Origin of the sequence: Paenibacillus paludis, from assembly GCF_042610515.1 — a bacterium.
Taxonomy (GTDB): domain Bacteria; phylum Bacillota; class Bacilli; order Paenibacillales; family Paenibacillaceae; genus Paenibacillus_AQ.
Map to the genome: position 1 here is coordinate 77,571 of NZ_JBGJZP010000022.1, position 17,048 is coordinate 94,618.

13 protein-coding genes are annotated in these 17,048 nt (G+C 39.7%); 10 read left to right on the forward strand and 3 right to left on the reverse strand.

Going from position 1 to position 17,048, the window contains the following annotated elements; translation table 11 throughout:
* Nucleotides 1–132 precede the first annotated feature (132 nt).
* Nucleotides 133–1,020, forward strand: a complete 888-nt coding sequence (gene galU / locus ACAN56_RS29345) for a UTP--glucose-1-phosphate uridylyltransferase GalU (protein WP_379147296.1) — start codon at nucleotides 133–135, stop codon at nucleotides 1,018–1,020.
* Nucleotides 1,021–1,221: 201 nt separating this feature from the next.
* On the opposite strand, the gene ACAN56_RS29350 is transcribed toward galU, so the two are convergent.
* The 3 genes from ACAN56_RS29350 to rfbA all read right to left on the reverse strand — a co-directional run bounded on the left by ACAN56_RS29350 (nucleotide 1,222) and on the right by rfbA (nucleotide 5,635).
* The gene (locus ACAN56_RS29350) at nucleotides 1,222–3,969 is read right to left on the reverse strand and encodes an O-antigen ligase family protein (RefSeq protein WP_379147297.1); all 2,748 of its coding nucleotides are present in this window, start codon (nucleotides 3,967–3,969) and stop codon (nucleotides 1,222–1,224) included.
* A gap of 211 nt (nucleotides 3,970–4,180) precedes the next feature.
* Nucleotides 4,181–4,735: a dTDP-4-dehydrorhamnose 3,5-epimerase gene (rfbC, locus tag ACAN56_RS29355; protein WP_379147299.1), complete on the reverse strand. Its 555-nt coding sequence runs from the start codon at nucleotides 4,733–4,735 to the stop codon at nucleotides 4,181–4,183.
* Nucleotides 4,736–4,756: 21 nt separating this feature from the next.
* Complete coding sequence (gene rfbA / locus ACAN56_RS29360) at nucleotides 4,757–5,635, reverse strand: glucose-1-phosphate thymidylyltransferase RfbA (protein ID WP_379147300.1); 879 nt, start codon at nucleotides 5,633–5,635, stop codon at nucleotides 4,757–4,759.
* Nucleotides 5,636–6,219: 584 nt separating this feature from the next.
* Between rfbA and ACAN56_RS29365 the strand changes: the two genes are divergently transcribed.
* The 9 genes from ACAN56_RS29365 (at nucleotide 6,220) to ACAN56_RS29405 (ending at nucleotide 16,940) form a co-directional block, all read left to right on the forward strand.
* Nucleotides 6,220–7,101, forward strand: coding sequence for a hypothetical protein (locus ACAN56_RS29365; RefSeq protein ID WP_379147302.1), 882 nt, complete (start codon nucleotides 6,220–6,222; stop codon nucleotides 7,099–7,101).
* Nucleotides 7,102–7,103: 2 nt separating this feature from the next.
* Nucleotides 7,104–7,904 (forward strand): ABC transporter permease, encoded by an 801-nt coding sequence (locus tag ACAN56_RS29370; protein ID WP_379147304.1) that lies wholly within the window; start codon nucleotides 7,104–7,106, stop codon nucleotides 7,902–7,904.
* Nucleotides 7,905–7,916: 12 nt separating this feature from the next.
* A complete protein-coding gene (locus ACAN56_RS29375) occupies nucleotides 7,917–9,227 on the forward strand; it encodes an ABC transporter ATP-binding protein (RefSeq protein ID WP_379147306.1) in 1,311 nt (436 codons plus the stop codon).
* 21 nt (nucleotides 9,228–9,248) lie between these two features.
* Nucleotides 9,249–10,466, forward strand: coding sequence for a class I SAM-dependent methyltransferase (locus ACAN56_RS29380; RefSeq protein ID WP_379147308.1), 1,218 nt, complete (start codon nucleotides 9,249–9,251; stop codon nucleotides 10,464–10,466).
* A gap of 66 nt (nucleotides 10,467–10,532) precedes the next feature.
* Complete coding sequence (locus ACAN56_RS29385; protein WP_379147310.1) at nucleotides 10,533–11,837, forward strand: glycosyltransferase WbsX family protein; 1,305 nt, start codon at nucleotides 10,533–10,535, stop codon at nucleotides 11,835–11,837.
* A 4-nt stretch (nucleotides 11,838–11,841) separates the two neighbouring features.
* Nucleotides 11,842–13,515, forward strand: a complete 1,674-nt coding sequence (locus tag ACAN56_RS29390) for a rhamnan synthesis F family protein (protein ID WP_379147312.1) — start codon at nucleotides 11,842–11,844, stop codon at nucleotides 13,513–13,515.
* Between the two features lie 336 nt (nucleotides 13,516–13,851).
* Nucleotides 13,852–14,874, forward strand: a complete 1,023-nt coding sequence (gene rfbB / locus ACAN56_RS29395) for a dTDP-glucose 4,6-dehydratase (RefSeq protein ID WP_038597188.1) — start codon at nucleotides 13,852–13,854, stop codon at nucleotides 14,872–14,874.
* An 8-nt stretch (nucleotides 14,875–14,882) separates the two neighbouring features.
* Nucleotides 14,883–15,743, forward strand: coding sequence for a dTDP-4-dehydrorhamnose reductase (rfbD, locus tag ACAN56_RS29400; protein ID WP_379147344.1), 861 nt, complete (start codon nucleotides 14,883–14,885; stop codon nucleotides 15,741–15,743).
* A 237-nt stretch (nucleotides 15,744–15,980) separates the two neighbouring features.
* The gene (locus ACAN56_RS29405; RefSeq protein WP_379147314.1) at nucleotides 15,981–16,940 is read left to right on the forward strand and encodes a glycosyltransferase family 2 protein; all 960 of its coding nucleotides are present in this window, start codon (nucleotides 15,981–15,983) and stop codon (nucleotides 16,938–16,940) included.
* Nucleotides 16,941–17,048 lie beyond the last annotated feature (108 nt).

Genomic DNA, 17,048 nt, shown 5'->3' on the forward strand with positions numbered 1-17,048 from the left:
AGGATTATTCTTACTGGAGGATTAACCATATAACTGCCAAAAACCATCCATAACTGCTATAATTAAAATAATTATGCATTTTACCATATCTTCTAAAACCGGAAAAAGAGAAGAATACGAAGGAGCTATATGATGAAGATCCGTAAAGCGATTATTCCCGCTGCCGGTCTCGGAACCCGCTTTTTGCCCGCGACCAAAGCGATGCCCAAAGAAATGCTGCCGATTGTAGACAAACCAACGATTCAATATATTGTGGAGGAAGCCGTTGCCTCCGGGATTGAGGACATCATCATCGTGACGGGTAAAGGCAAGCGCGCGATTGAAGACCATTTCGACAACTCATTTGAGCTGGAGTTCAACCTGGCTGAGAAACAGAAGTGGGAGCTGCTGGAATCTGTGCGCAAATCCTCTGAAATGGCCGACATTCACTATATCCGGCAAAAGGAACCGCGCGGACTAGGACATGCTATCTGGTGTGCCCGCAAATTCATCGGGAATGAACCGTTTGCTGTATTGCTCGGAGACGATATTGTTGAAGCGGACAAACCTTGCCTTAGACAGATGATCGAAGTTTACGATCAATATAAATCCTCCATAGTCGGAGTTCAGCCGGTGCCTTGGGAAGAGGTATCCCGATATGGTCTTGTAGATGGTACACCATTGGCTGAACGTGTCTACAAAGCTAACCGCCTTGTTGAGAAGCCAAAAAGAGAAGAGGCTCCTTCCAACCTGGCGATCTTGGGACGTTATATACTGACTCCGCGTATTTTCGATATGCTCGGAGAACAACAGGTTGGAGTAGGCGGCGAAATCCAGCTTACGGATGCCATTGCCCGTTTAAGCGAAGTGGAGCGGATCATCGCTTACGACTTTGAAGGCAAACGCCATGACGTCGGCGAGAAGATGGGTTTCATCCAGACAACGATCCATTATGCGCTCCAGCATGAGGAGCTTAAGGAAGGTTTGCTGCAGTACCTCCAGGAAGTGATCCAGAGCGAGGCTCAGAAAGTCGTTAATTAACTGAGTGCCGGTACCCTTATATCTGCGCACGGTATCTGCCATAACATAAAATAAATAAGAGCGCTCCGCTGTCTACAACTGCGGGACGCTCTTATTTATTTTTCGAACTAAAGACTTATAAAACGATCATGTTCATAGTTCTTATTGCAGCGGGCGCTGATTCCACATAGAACATCGTCCGCTACCTTGTTATCCAGTTAATTACTCTTGAAATGATGTACTTGCAATTTCAGTAATCTTTTCAATTTCCGCAGGATCAGCAGCGATTAGCTTATTATACACATCCTGATCGAGAGCGGTGTTGGCCTTTTGTTGAGCAGCGAGATACCAACGGGCAATTTCGCGGTTAGTAGCATCAGTATAATCCTCACTCAATCCAAGCTTCAATGTTGCGGCAGCAACCTGAGTTTGACCTGCCATTAACTGAATTCGGCCTGCATTCAAAGTAATTGCTGAAGGAATGGCCTGGCCCTGCAAGTCTGTAGTTACATGACGATAGGCTTCGAGGCCGATCTTGAGATTAAGCTGTTTACTATCGTCATTCTTTTGAGTGAAAGCCTGCTGAGCCAGCTCGTAGGAACGGCTGATAAGCGCGCTATACCAGTTCGTGTCCCAGAGAGTTGTACTGTTTATGATATCAGTATAGTTGTCGTTAAAGCCTAGTTTTAACGTTGCTGCCGCTGCATCATTTTCTCCGGCCAGCAACTGCATTCTGCCGATATTTAAAGCAATGTTTGGTGTTATCGAGAATGGACGGCCTTGCAGCTGCTCAGGAGGCAAAGTTTTCAGGTGTTCCACTCCATCAACCACATGTTTGTAGGCATCAAAGCCACTAGTCAGGTATTCCTGCTTTTTAGCTTCATCCTTTTGCACACTTGCTGCATTTGCAAGCGCTTGGGACCGGCTGATTATTGTCTCATACCAATCAATGTCCCACACAAATTTATCGGCATTATCAAGGTAGACGCCCAGGGCAAGATCGCTCTGTCCCTTAAGGTCATAATATCCGACTAATTGCTTCAACAAATCCTTATTATAAGGCTCGTCCTTAAGCGCACGTGAAACTACGCTGTAAGCTTCCTCCAGATACTGCTCATCTTGGGTTTGGCTAAAGACTTGCTGATCCATGGACGATAAGTATATCGCCGATTCCGGGTGGAATGGACGGTCTTTCAGGGCAGCTACCAAAGGTGCTTTAATTTCCTCATAAGATTGGCTGACGCCGATCAGTTTTTTGGCTTTCATTGCGTCATTGCTGGATCCGATATAGCTTATCGACATAAAGATCAGATAGATGGTGCCGATGGTGAGTACAGCCAAGTAACCGATACGCAGTCCGGGTTTACTCCAGCCACGGCGAAGCGGTTTGCTGTCCATGACAGCGGCCATTCCAGCCAGTCCAAGGAAAACAAGGATTCCCATAAAGGCATAGCTTAGGTTGAAATCCAGCAAGCTGTGGACAAGAATGGACAAGGCGATAATAAGGAAGAAGAAACCATTATCAAATTCATCTTTCTCCCGTTTCACATAACTGCAGATATATTTATAGAAAATGTATCCGATAAAGCCCATAAATACGATGAATCCGACAATTCCAACCTCAATCAGATATTGGAGGAAGAAATTATGCGCCTGGCGGCTGGTATAAGGGTTATTCTGATAGTGCTCGTAGAGAGAAGCCCAGCCTCCGCCACCCGCACCCAGAATCGGATAATCTTTAACAACCTTAAGAGCATCTTTATAGAAAGTGAACCGCTCTAGTACACTGTGCTGCTTGAAGTTGATATTCTCCAGCCGCGTTTCAATATTATCCGGCAGAACACTACGGACGCTTGTACCAATGAGCAGGAAAGCCGCAATTCCAACAAGCACGATCGATACCAGTGGAAGCCACAGCCCGGAAAACTTACGGGAAGACATGCCGGATAGCTTTGCTTCCAGCCAAGGGGCAACATAACGCTGAACCGCCCACCCAAGAGCAGCAACGATAGCAGAGGCCCCAAGCAGGTACGCCCAAGCTTTAAAAGCAGCCCCTGAAGTGAAGCTGGTATTCAGTTCTAGTCCCAGCGTAGTCAGCGGATTTGTAACGAGCAGAGCTGCAAGGCCGGAAATAGCAATGTGGATAATCCAGAGAATTTGCTGAGCAGGTTTCAGGAACAGCAGCAGCAGGATGAATACCACAGGCAGCATGACGAGCCCGCCACGGGACAACGTCAACAGCAGCGATACAATAATGGGCACAAGCATAAATCCGTGAGTCAGCGTACCGTACCATTTTTTAGAGCGGACCAAAGCAAATACAGCTACAAACAGAAAAGCCATCAGGAAGGCAGCATAGGTATTGGCGTATTGGAATATGGAAGTCAGCCGCAGACCGTTGGAGTCGGTCATAACAGCATCTAAATATTTACCATCCCGCACAGTGTTGGAGAACCAGCCAACCAGAGTACCAGCAAATTTCGAGCTACCAAGCCAATTTAACAGTCCAAATCCTACAATAAAGTAAGCAACCGCAAGGACAGCGTTTTGGATGACAAGATTTACTTGCTTTTGCTTCAAGAGATATAACGCTATAATGAATATTGCAATGTACATGCTCTGAATTAACAGCAGGTTCATCGCCATATAATGCGAGGCTGCACCAAAGAGTGATAATGCATACGTTATTGGAAGCAGCAGTGAGGCGACAGCCAGCAGATCGCGCTGCTCCTCGAGCCTGAATTTATTGAAGTAGAGGCCCATCCACACCAATAACATCAGGCCGCTAAGCAGGGCAGACACATAGACCGGTTTTTCAAAATCAATCTGTTGTCCATTAAATACCCCCACCTGAAACGGGGTCCAAACCAAAAACACAATAAAAGCAACAACTAATGCCCATATAGGGCTGGATATCTTTTCAACATTTCTCGACTGAACAGCATTTTTTCCGTATACTGGTTTAGACACGTTTTAATCTCCTTTTCCTCTAGGTACGAGAGCTAAAAGCTATTTTAGCATATAATTATTGGCGTAGTCTTGTATTATTTAGAAGTAAGACTTACCATTTAGACGAATGAATTTTGAATAGAAATATACTTGGCCTATACCTTTGCAACTCCGTCTTGGAGCAATAAGGGCATAGGCCAAGTTTCTAATCATTCAGGATCTCATTCGGGGCTTAGTACACAAAATTCAAATTCGTATCGCTTAAAAGAGGCGCGTGCTCATCCTTAGCGGATAAAACCGGTACAACATCTATAGGCCACTTTATGCCAATGGCAGGATCACTCCATAAAATACCCCCATCACACTCCGGAGCGTATAGTTCATCCACTTTGTATTGTACTTCTACATTCTCAACTAAGGTCATAAAACCATGCGCAAAACCTTTTGGAATCAACAACTGCTTCTTGTTTTCAGCGGATAGCTCAATTCCAAACCATTTTCCGTAATTTGGACTACCTTTACGGATATCTACAGCGACATCAAAAATACTTCCTAGTGTACAACGAACAAGTTTGCTTTGAGCTTTGGGATTTAATTGGTAATGTAATCCCCTTAGTGTTCCTTTGGTTGCAGAATACGACTGATTATCCTGAACAAAGTTTAGATTAAGAGCGTGTTCTTGAAATTTGCTCTCACTGTATGTTTCCATAAACCATCCCCGGTGATCACCGAAGACTTGAGGTTCTATAACCCATACGCCATCCAACGCAGTTTCTGTGAATTTCATTGTAGCCACACCCTCTGTTTTTTAGTATTGAATCTTCCCTGTTGCTACCTTCATTAAATACTGCCCATAACCCGTCTTATTTAATTTTTGTCCACAATCCCATAAGTGTTCTTTAGTGATCCATCCATTAATGTATGCAATCTCCTCTAAAGCTGCAATCTTGATGCCTTGATGGTCTTCAATAGTTCTTACAAAGTTGGTAGCATCAACTAGACTTTGATGAGTTCCGGTATCCAGCCAAGTAAACCCGCGGCCAAGTAGCTCGACGTCCAGTTCTCCCAATTTCAGATAGGCTTCGTTAATGGAAGTGATCTCAAGCTCTCCACGGACTGATGGTTTTACATTTTTCGCAATTTGCACTACACGGTTATCGAAGAAATACAGACCGGTTATAGCGTAGTTGGATTTAGGATGTGCCGGTTTTTCTTCAACACTAAGTACCTTGCCATCTGCGTTGAATTCTACCACGCCGAATCGCTCCGGGTCTTGTACATGGTAACCAAACACAGTCGCACCTTTTTCCTTGTCGGAAGCACGTTTCAGCATTTTGCGGATACCGTTTCCATAATAGATATTGTCTCCAAGAATCATGGCAACTGAATCATTTCCAATGAAGTCTTCCCCCAGTATAAAAGCTTGAGCCAGACCATCTGGAGAGGGCTGAACCACATACTCAAGCGAGATTCCAAATTGCGAGCCGTCACCCAAAAGATTTTTGAATCTCGGTGTATCATCAGGAGTAGAGATAATTAAAATATCCTTTATACCAGCTAACATCAAGGTGGACAACGGATAGTAAATCATCGGTTTATCATAAATCGGAAGCAACTGCTTACTTGTAACCATGGTTAATGGGTACAGACGTGTTCCACTACCGCCTGCCAAGATTATGCCTTTCATTGTTATTCCAACTCTCTATTTATTATTTGTATAAAATGTATTACTAATAATATAGGGTTAATTACTATGTTGAAATTGTACATCATCCATTTTACTCTGATTAGTTCTCTCATGTCTATTTTCCATGCGAGTTATTTTAGTTAAATAATGTAAAATTGATACTTCATATAAGCGTAGCTACGAACTGTCACTTCTATCCATTCCTTTTGTATGGTAACATTAGATTGTTTTATTATAAGTTGAGAAATAGTGTTGCGCTACCAGCAACGATGGATTGGAGGTATTTTGTTTAACGATTCTTTAATAAAACGAAGAAATGAGTAATCATGTGACTTATCTGGATGGCAGTTATCTTATCTGCAATCCGTTAAATAATCCCACTTGAAAGGTAGTTTGCATTAAAACTAGAATGTACTAGAAGATCAAAGTTTATTTATAAAAGCTTAGCTTATTTGGCATCTATCGACTGCAAGGTTTGTTCACCTTATAATAGTTAAGTTAGTTCTCATTGATTTCAACGTAAGTAAGAGAAAGCTAAACAATTCAACCTAGTGTATGAATGAAGGGAAGAGAAGGATCGCCATATGAAAAAAGGGAAAATACTACTACTGATTCTGTCACTATGTTTCTTTACCTTGGTATATTACGAGTTTACACATGTATATGGAACATCTAATGTTCAAAATATTGAATTGCCAGGAGAGAGTAACAATATTAACTCTGGAATTGACAAAATTGATGTTAAAAAAATGAAATTCAAAAAATTACTCAGAATTGAAGGGTGGGCCTACATTAATGATCTTCAGGCAGATAAGCAGAATGCCTATATAGTATTGCTCTCAAAAAACCATAGATATGTGTTTGATACTGAGAAGGTTGAGCGGGGAGACCTGCCAGCTGCATTAAATGACCAAAGTAATAAAGTGGAAAGCTCGGGATTGAGAAGTTTAATTAACATGAGTGAATTAGCTGCTGATACTTATGATATTGCATTTTATATTGAAAACGGTTCTCAGAAAGAATTTTCGCTTTCAGTTTCAGGCCTTAACGTGATTAAAAGTAACGCCAGTATAGAGCTGAAAGAAAAGACGAATAACAAGCTGAACTTACAGCTTGATGAAGTGAAAGATAAGGTGCAAGCTAATATAGAAGAAGTAAAAGTAGAAAATGGCATCATAAAGATTAAAGGATGGGGTTTTTTAGAGGATGTTTCTCCGGAACTCTCGACTATTTATGTGGTTCTCAAAGAGGAAGAAAGCAACAAAATAATAGTATATGATACGCAAACCCAAATTCGTAAAGATGTAACAGCTTATTATTCAAAAAAACTTGATTTAGATAAAAGTGGATTTATATCAAGGATAAATGAAGATGATTTAAAGAATGAAAGATATAAAATTGGGCTTTATATAAAAAATGGTGCGAAAGCTGGTTTTCACTGGTCCAAAGAAAGTATAGGTGAGTAAATATGTTTAGTGTCAAAGGCTTTTCAAAAGAGATTTATAACAGCAGAAAGATGATTACATCCTTGGCTATAAATGATTTTAAAATGAAATATGCTGGATCTTTTTTAGGGATCACATGGGCCTTTATCCAGCCAATTGTTACTATTTTAGTTTACTGGGCAGTTTTTCAAGTTGGATTTCGCTCTGGTCAAGTAGAGAGAGTTCCCTTCATTTTGTGGCTCATGTCAGGGTTGATTCCTTGGTTCTTTCATTACGAGGCAATGACTAGTGCGACCAATTGTTTTTTTGAATATAGTTATTTAGTTAAAAAGGTTTTGTTTAAAATTAGCATTTTACCTATTGTTAAAATATTGTCTTCTTTTTTTGTTCACATATTTTTTATTGCAGTTATGTTAATTATTTTTGCGATTTATGGCGAATATCCCACAATATACAGTATTCAATTAATTTATTATGTAGGATGTTTAATAGCAATTACGATCGCTCTGAGTTACATCACTTCTTCAATAGTCGTTTTCTTCAAAGATTTCGGGCAAATCGTAGGTATTGTGCTGCAATTTGGGATTTGGGTTACCCCTATTATGTGGAATTACAAAATGGTTCCTGAAAATTGGCGCTGGGTTTTTAAAATGAATCCAATATATTATGTTGTTGAAGGATATAGAGATGCGATGTTTAATCATGTGTGGTTTTGGGAAAAAATGAATGAATCATTATGGTTTTGGAACTTGACATTAATTTACTTTGTAATAGGATCTATTGTGTATAAAAAGCTGAAAATGCATTTTTCGGATGTATTGTGAGGAGTTGCAACCATGAACGATATCTCGATTGATATAAAAAATGTCAGTAAGGTGTATAAGTTATACGATAAGCCGATTGATAGATTGAAAGAATCTCTGAGTATTTCGAAAAAAAGTTATCATAGAGACTTTCACGCCTTAAAAGATATCTCTTTTGAAGTGAAAAAAGGTGAAACTGTTGGAATCATTGGGAAGAATGGTTCGGGAAAATCAACCTTATTAAAAATAATAACAGGAGTTTTATCCCAATCCTCTGGGGAGGTAACAGTAAACGGCAGGGTTTCGGCATTACTAGAATTAGGAGCTGGCTTTAATCTTGAATTTACTGGTATTCAGAATATCTATTTAAATGGAACTATGATGGGGTACTCAAGTGCGGAAGTTGAAAAAAAAATTCCAGCAATAATTGAATTTGCTGATATCGGGGATTTCATCAACCAACCTGTGAAAACTTATTCTAGTGGTATGTTTGCGAGATTAGCCTTTGCTGTTGCTATTAATGTTGAACCAGACATTTTAATAGTAGATGAAGCGTTGAGTGTTGGCGATATTTTCTTTCAGAATAAGTGTTTTAAAAAGTTTGATGAACTTAAGGAAAAAAATACTACCATTATCTTCGTTTCTCATGATATCGGTAGCATCAGACAAATGTGTAGCAGAGTTTTATGGTTAGATTCATCTGTACAAATCTTGTACGATGATAGAGAAGTGGTATGTGCTCAATATCTTAATAAGAGATTTGCAGAGAATAATGAAATGAATAGTGAACTCATTGACACCTTTGAATATAACAGTATCAAATTAAATGAAGCTGATAATTCCTCCGTGAAATTCCCTAAAATTATTCCAAGGGAAAATAGTGTTTTTTCAGACAGTATTGAGATTATCTCTTTTTTCATTACTGATATTAAAAACAATGTAACTGAAGAATTAGAAGTTGATAATACTTACAATTGTCATATCATAGTTAGTGCGAAAACTAATATGGATCATCTGATTGCTGGTTTTGTATGGGAAAGTAACAGGGGAGTTTCTTTATTTGCTGTAAATACTTTTATTGAAAGTAGTACGAACTTTAATGCAAAAAAAGGTGATATTATAGAAATTGTTTTTGGATTTAAATTACCACGAATAATGAAAGGAGACTATTTATTGAGTCCAGCCATTGCTCAAGGAACTCAAGATAGTCATGTTATGCTTACATGGTTAACAAATGTTAAGAAAATAATTGTGGAAAACCCAAGCTATAACCTTTCTTTGGTAGAGATTGAAGCCGATACGACGTTATATAAACACAAAATAGAGAATGTGGTTCTAGAATAAGCATTAAAGGGGCGTGTAGTGATGGAATATACCGGTGAAAGATTCGTTTTGGGAAAAGCTGAAGGTGAGATTGAAACGGAGCATTTGCATAGATATAATGCTGTTTTGGATATTGCTAGCGGGAAAAATGTTTTGGATATTGCCTGCGGAGAGGGCTTTGGATCAGCTATCCTGGCTAGGAAAGCAGCAAATGTGTGCGGAGTTGACATCAGCGAAGAAGCTATTTCCTATGCTAGAGAGAAGTATACTAGGTATAATTTGAATTTCAAGCAGGGGTCAGTAGAAAAACTAGAATTTGAGGATGATTCTTTTGATATGATTGTTTCATTTGAAACGATTGAACATGTCGATGAATTAATCCAGGATAAATTTTTAAAAGAAGCAAGTCGAGTATTAAACAATAGCGGTATTTTGATAATTTCAACTCCGGATAAATACCTATACACTGACGTGCCTAATCATAGAAATCCTTATCATGTGAAAGAATTCTATTTTTCTGAATATAAGGATTTTCTAGAAAAACAATTTAAATATGTTAATTTTTATAACCAGAATTATGGTGAATACGGGTTGATTGTAGACCGAAATGAGAACGTAGAAGAAAAGGTTAAGTTAATCAATACAATAAATTCACAAAAAGAAGGCAGATTCATAATTGCTATATGTAGTAATGAAAAGATTTCAAACAACATTACACTTAATTCATTGTTTGAGAATAATTCGACTAAAGAAATAATCGATGAAGATTATATGCAACTCTATTGGGCTAATGAAATGGATGGGTTTAGTGAGTCCAATTCAAGAAAGGCCAAATTTAAATATAGCGATGAGTTTCATACGTATTGTTTTACAATACCCCAGCACTCCATTGGGAAAATCAGGCTGGATATAGGGAATAAACCGGCTAGTTTCCAAATCAAAAAAGATATGATATTTAAAACGGCTAATGAAGTCTCATTAGAACCTATAGCCATAAAAGATTCTCTAGGACTAGTACAGTTGCAAAACGATGGAAAGATTATTAACTTTATCTCAATGTCTGATGACCCTCAACTTTTATTGGGTAATTCGGTTCATGAACATTCTGAGGAACTTTCAATTTATATCGAACTTAAAATTGAAAAGTTTGACTTTAGTATTTGCTTAAGTGAAATTAATGGTTATTTGAATGGAATTCGTGAAAATAGTATTGGAGAAGATGATTTGCTTTCTCAAGATGAGATTTCACATGAGAATTGAGTAATACAAATAAGTACTTAGCTATATAAATAATAAGTTTATAGTACAGTTAACTGGAGGATATAAATGAGTAAAGTAAAACCTATTGCATTTTATTTACCACAGTATCATCATGTTAAAGAAAATTCTCAATGGTGGGGAAAGGGTTTTACCGAATGGACAAATGTTGCAAAGGCAAAGCCGAATTTTCCTGAACATTACCAGCCACATGTCCCAAAAGACTTAGGCTTTTATGATCTGAGCAATGTTGAAGTAATGAGAGAACAAGCAAAGATGGCTGAGTTATATGGAATTCATGGTTTTTGTTTTTACTTTTACTGGTTTAATGGTAGAAGAATATTAGAGAAGCCTTTGAATCAGTATCTGGAATCAGACATAGACTTTCCAATATGCTTTTGTTGGGCTAATGAAAATTGGACACGTACTTGGGATGGCTTAGATAAAGAAATACTTTTGGAGCAAAACCACACACCAGAAGATGATAGGGATTTGATCAGATCTTTAATTCCTGTATTTAAAGATAAACGCTACATTAAAGTTGATGGAAAGCCAATGTTTATAGTTTATCGAGTCGATTTATTTCCGGACATAAAGAACACGGTGAAAATATGGAGAGAGGAAGCACGTAATGCTGGTTTTGAGGATATTCATTTAAGCGCTGTACAATTCTATGGAATAGACGATCCTACTGAATGGGGGTTTGATTCAGCCATAGAATTTCCTCCGCATAAATTTATAACTCCAGAAAATAGACCTTCCAATATGCCGAATATAACTAATCCCAATTTTGCAGGTGGAATTGTTGATTATCCTAAAGTAGCGGCTCAAGGTATTCAGGCTAAATCGAAGGACTATGTATGGTACAGAGGCATAATTCCATCTTGGGATAATACAGCGCGTAGGCAAAATAATCCACACTCAATTATTAACGCATCTCCTGCTCTTTACAGGTACTGGTTAAGATATCTCGTTGAATTTACTGAAAAAACAAACCCAATACACAACCAGTATATTTTTATAAATGCTTGGAATGAATGGGGAGAAGGCTGTCATCTAGAACCGGATCTAAAGTATGGACATGCGTACCTTGAAGCGACATCAACGGCCTTGCAGAAACAAGATTTCGAATTGCGAGAGGTTATTGATTGTATAGCTCTTACCGAAAACGAAATGAAAATATTTACGGATGAATATAATAAAGCTATCAATATGTCAATTTTTTATGCGAATGAGAATAGAAATTTAAATCTCAAACTGCAAGACAAAACGGCATGGACATATTTTACTAAGGATAAAATTAAATATCGGCTAAGGAGATATCCTAGATTTTTCAATTTGGCTAAAAAGATATATCTAAGAGTTAGGAGGTAACACTTTGAAAAGAATTGCCGTTTTTGCGCATTATGACAAAGATGGGAAACTATCTAATAATGTACTAAAGCTTTTAGGGCATCTTGAAGCAGTTTGTGAACGTATCATAATGGTCTCGACAAATTTACATGCTGACCAATTGGATTTATTGTCTCCTAAAGTGGAATGTTTTGTAAGAGAAAATGTAGGGTATGACTTTTACAGCTATAAATTTGGGATTGAGAAAATTGGAAATGTATATATATATGACCAGGTGTTACTTCTTAATGATAGTTTCTTTATATCTTCATCCTTTAATATTCAAAGTATTTTAGAAATTGCTGATAATAGCATCTATGATATATGTGGATTGGTAGATTCCTATCAGTTTAATTATCATGTGCAAAGTTTTTTCGTGGTTCTAAAAAAAGAGGCCTTAGTAAGTGTTTGGTTTGGGGAATTTTGGAGAAATGTAACAATACTAGATAAAAAGACGGATATTATTTTTAAGTATGAGATTGGAATGTCTCAAAGTGCAATGAGTCATTCGTTACTGGTGGGTTCTTGTTACCAGTGGTCTTCTAAAAGCTATCTTCAAGCATTGTTTAATAGTTACAAAAAGAAAAATTGGAAACTTGTGGCTTTAAGTTTTTTTAGTCTCAAGTATTTGAGAGAAGGAAATGCTTGTCACCTACTATGGAAAGATATTTATAATCAGTTTTCAATTTGTAAGTGGGAAGCTGTGAGGGACTATCCAGAAGCAGTTGAATATATCGAGAAGGGTAGGGGAGAAGATGCAGTTGAAGTGAAAGACTATATAGTTAATAAGGCCTCCTTCTATAAAGGGAAAAAGTTAGATGACTTATTAAATGATATTGGTCATACTTCAACTCAATTATATTTCTCTTCTGAGAATCTTCCTAGCCGAGTAACCGATAAATCAATTGAAACTGCAGTTGTTCTACATTTATTTTATCTGGAACTGCTAGATGAAATTATTCGTTATTTGAAGAATATACCTGTTAAGTTTGATTTGTACATTTCAGTCGTAAGCTTGGGGGCCGCTTTTGAAGTGGAAGAAAAGTTCAAGCACTTTACGAATGCTAATGTATATGTTTATTATGTTGAAAATAGAGGTAGAGATGTGGCCCCATTCCTGTCTCTGTTTAATACTGGGCTTTTAGATAAGTACAACAGTGTTTGTAAAATCCATTCGAAAAAAAGTCTCTATAGTGCTCAAGGCACCAACTGGAGACAAGGGATATATAACGAGTTATTGGGTTCTGCAACAAGGGTTTTGTCTATCATAAATCAGTTTGAGAATGATCCGCACCTGGGAATGATTGGACCAGAACAATCATATTTGATTAATGATGAATTTTGGGGTGCCAATAAAGAAAGAGTTCAGGAACTTTGCTCGAAAATTGGAATCGATAAAGAACAAGTTACGTTGAGTTTCTTTGCGGGGACTATGTTTTGGTTTAATCCAGGAGCAATTAATTCCATAACAAAGTTATGTATCACTGCAGACGATTTTGATTTCGAAAATGGAATGCAAGATGGAACTTTGGCTCATGCTCTAGAAAGAATATTTGTATTGCTCGCTAGACAGAAGGGTTATAAAATTTCAACTACGGAGTATCTTGATACAGAATTGCAAGACGGAAATTATATCAATCAAAGAATCCCGGTGTTATAAGACACTTTATAATTTGTATTTTGGTTTTTTATAAACTTGATAGGCTTTGTGCTGATGCACGCCCAAATTTTATATAGTTTAGACGAATACTATTCCATGAAGAATGGTAAAGGAATAATGTAAAACAACCGGTATGCCATTTTTGTTACTAAGAATAGACTACTTTCAGTGTTTAAGGAAGTAACATTGGATATTGATTTGAACATTTGATTTAGAAGGACTCACCTAAAGAATTTATCAAGAATCCAACAGGTTGGAGGAGTTTTAAGAGGGCTCGCTCAATTCTATAACTCTGTTGTGGAAATATCACTATATCAATAAAAGGTGGGCTAACATATGAAACTGCTTGTTACCGGCGGGGCCGGATTTATCGGCAGCAATTTTGTAATATACATGCTGCAGCAGCACCCGGATTACCAGATCGTGAACGTGGATGCGTTGACGTATGCGGGGAATTTGGAGAATTTGAAGTCGGTGGAGGGCAATCCGAATTATACGTTTGCCAAAGCGGACATTACGGATGTGGAGGCGATGGACACACTGTTCAGCCAGGGAGTCGATATCGTAGTCAACTTCGCGGCGGAATCACATGTGGACCGGAGTATTCTGGAGCCGGATGTGTTTGTGAAGACAAATGTGCTCGGCACACAGGTGCTGCTGGATGCAGCAAAGAAATATAGTGTGACCAAATTTGTTCAAGTGTCTACAGATGAGGTGTATGGAACGTTAGGAGCTACGGGACTCTTTACTGAAGAAACTCCACTTACTCCAAACAGTCCTTATTCCGCCAGCAAAGCAGGCGGAGATTTACTTGTGCGCGCCTACCACGAAACCTTTGGATTGCCGGTTAATATCACCCGCTGTTCTAACAACTACGGGCCATACCAATTTCCGGAGAAGCTGATTCCGCTTATGATTTCCCGTGCGCTTGCTGACCAGGCATTGCCGGTTTATGGTGATGGAATGAACATTCGTGACTGGTTGTATGTTGAAGATCACTGCAGTGCAATTGATCTGGTTATTCACGAAGGGGTAAACGGTGAGGTCTATAATATTGGCGGCAATAATGAGCGCACAAATGTGCATATCGTGAATACTGTGCTGCAGGAACTGGGCAAACCGGATTCTCTGATTACTTACGTGCAGGATCGTCCCGGACATGACCGCCGCTATGGCATCGACCCGACTAAGATTACGAACGAGTTGGGTTGGAAGCCAAAGCATACATTTGAAACCGGAATTAAAGAAACCATTCAATGGTATTTGAATAATAAAGAGTGGTGGACCCGTATTCAATCCGGTGAATACCAGAAATATGCCGAACTTCAGTATGGCAGCCGTTTGGGGGATTCCCTGTAATGTCAAAGATGAAAGTATTGGTTACGGGTTCCGCTGGACAGTTGGGGCAGGACCTTGTACATTTGTTGCAGCAGCAAGGACATGAGGTTCTAGGCTGTGACCGTCAGGAGATGGATATTACAGATCTTGATCAATGTACTGAGGTTATCAGCGGGTTCAGTCCAGATGCTGTCATTCATTGTGCCGCCCATACGGCGGTGGATATTGCGGAAACCGATGTGGATGCCGCCTATTTGATTAATGCCACCGGAAGCCGCAATGTAGCACTGGCTGCGGAGAAATCCGGAGCCAAGCTGGTATACATTAGTACGGATTATGTTTTTGATGGCATGGGAACTCAGCCTTATCATGAATATGATAATACGGATCCGCAAAGTATTTATGGCAAGTCAAAGCGGGCAGGAGAAATCCTAGTGCAGTCTTTGTCCTCGAAATTTTTTATCGTACGTACATCATGGGTGTATGGCAAGTATGGCAACAACTTCGTGAAAACGATGCTGAAGCTGGGACAGGAGAAGCCGCTGCTGCAGGTGGTAGACGACCAGCAAGGCTCACCTACCTACACGGTAGATTTGGCCCGTTTCCTGCTTGAGCTGATTCAAACGGAGAAGTATGGAATTTATCATGCCTCTAACAGTGAGTCCTGCACCTGGTATGAGTTTACACAGGCAATTTTTGCGGAGGCAGAAGATATTCTGGGTCTGAAATTCACAGCAAAGCTAGAGCCGTGTGCTACAGAACAGTTTCCACGCCCGGCGCCACGTCCACGCAATTCGGTAATGGAGCATTTAGCCATCCGCACGAACGGGTTTGAAGATATCCGGCCTTGGCGGGCCGGACTGAGGGACTTTTTGCTGGAACTGAAATAGATAAGCGCAAGCTAAGCTCCTGAACCGTCATCGACGGTCGGGAGCTTTTTGCTGCAGTAACGACTGTTCACATTAACACATTACAAAGTGCTGACACCATGGCTAAAATTCCACTTTTTATTCCTTCTCCAAGGGATGTCATCATTCCAGGGTAACGTAGCCGCAACCTGATGTTTTCGTTATAATAATGTTTAACAGCTTCAGAACCATAATGAATTCAAGAATCCGAGGATATTTATGAATAACAAAACAGTCAGTGTACATATTGTTACCTTTAACAGTGCGGATGATATTATTGATTGTCTGACGGCAGTACTCGCCCAGGATTATCCGGTGAAGCAGATTGTGGTGGTGGATAATGCCTCAACGGACGGATGCGTGGAAAGAGTAAAGGCGTTTTATCAAAAGATCGAAGAGGCCGGGGTTCCCTCCCTTGTTCTCATAGAAAATAAGATTAATACTGGCTTCGCCCCCGCTCATAACCAGGCTCTGGCAGCAACGGATACAGATTATATACTTGTGCTTAACCCGGATCTGACGCTTGAGAACAGTTATATTTCCAGGCTTATCTTGCAGATGGAGTCAAATCTGCGTATTGGCAGCGCTACTGGCAAGCTTTTGCTCAAAGCCGATCACTCGCTAGTGGACAGCACAGGGCTGCGGATGAATAGAGCCCGGCGTGCCTTTGACCGCGGGGCGGGAGATCCCTCCACAGACTGGCCGGAATCTGATTTCGTATTTGGCGTATCCGGCGCTGCAGCGATGTATTCGCGCCGGATGATTGAAGATATCAGCGTTGAGGGGGAGTTCTTTGATGCGGATTTCTTCGCCTATAAGGAGGATGTGGACGTGGCATGGCGGGCTGGGCTGTTCGGCTGGTTGGCTTACTTTGAAGCAGAAGCCATAGGCTACCACGAACGTGGCTGGAAACCTTCCGGCCGGGACAGCAAACCGATGTTTATTAGGCGGATCTCGTATATTAACCGCTACAAGATGATTTACAAGAATGAGCCTGCCGGCACGCTGCTTCTCACTTTGCTGTATTCACTGCCGTATGAGCTTGCCGCACACGGTTATACGCTGCTTAAGGAACGCCAATTGCTAAAGGCCTGGTCTGCTTTTTTCCAACAATGGAGACATCTTAAACAGAAACGGCGATATATACAAAATAAAGCATCCAGGAAACCGGACGCGTAAGGTAATTTACCGGCACGGGAAATCTGTAAAAACCTCCTTAATTAGGCTCCGCCTATCAGGGAGGTTTTTATGTTATAATAGTTGTCGGTAGATTACTATATTTGTCAG

Excerpts from the sequence above, each read along its gene's own strand:
- ACAN56_RS29375 (WP_379147306.1), top strand. The coding sequence starts at position 7,917 with ATGAACGATATCTCGATTGATATAAAAAATGTCAGTAAGGTGTATAAG.
- galU (WP_379147296.1), top strand. The coding sequence starts at position 133 with ATGAAGATCCGTAAAGCGATTATTCCCGCTGCCGGTCTCGGAACCCGC.
- ACAN56_RS29385 (WP_379147310.1), top strand. The coding sequence starts at position 10,533 with ATGAGTAAAGTAAAACCTATTGCATTTTATTTACCACAGTATCATCAT.
- ACAN56_RS29380 (WP_379147308.1), top strand. The coding sequence starts at position 9,249 with ATGGAATATACCGGTGAAAGATTCGTTTTGGGAAAAGCTGAAGGTGAG.
- rfbB (WP_038597188.1), top strand. The coding sequence starts at position 13,852 with ATGAAACTGCTTGTTACCGGCGGGGCCGGATTTATCGGCAGCAATTTT.
- ACAN56_RS29370 (WP_379147304.1), top strand. The coding sequence starts at position 7,104 with ATGTTTAGTGTCAAAGGCTTTTCAAAAGAGATTTATAACAGCAGAAAG.
- rfbC (WP_379147299.1), bottom strand. The coding sequence starts at position 4,735 with ATGAAATTCACAGAAACTGCGTTGGATGGCGTATGGGTTATAGAACCT.
- ACAN56_RS29405 (WP_379147314.1), top strand. The coding sequence starts at position 15,981 with ATGAATAACAAAACAGTCAGTGTACATATTGTTACCTTTAACAGTGCG.
- rfbA (WP_379147300.1), bottom strand. The coding sequence starts at position 5,635 with ATGAAAGGCATAATCTTGGCAGGCGGTAGTGGAACACGTCTGTACCCA.
- ACAN56_RS29365 (WP_379147302.1), top strand. The coding sequence starts at position 6,220 with ATGAAAAAAGGGAAAATACTACTACTGATTCTGTCACTATGTTTCTTT.
- rfbD (WP_379147344.1), top strand. The coding sequence starts at position 14,883 with ATGAAAGTATTGGTTACGGGTTCCGCTGGACAGTTGGGGCAGGACCTT.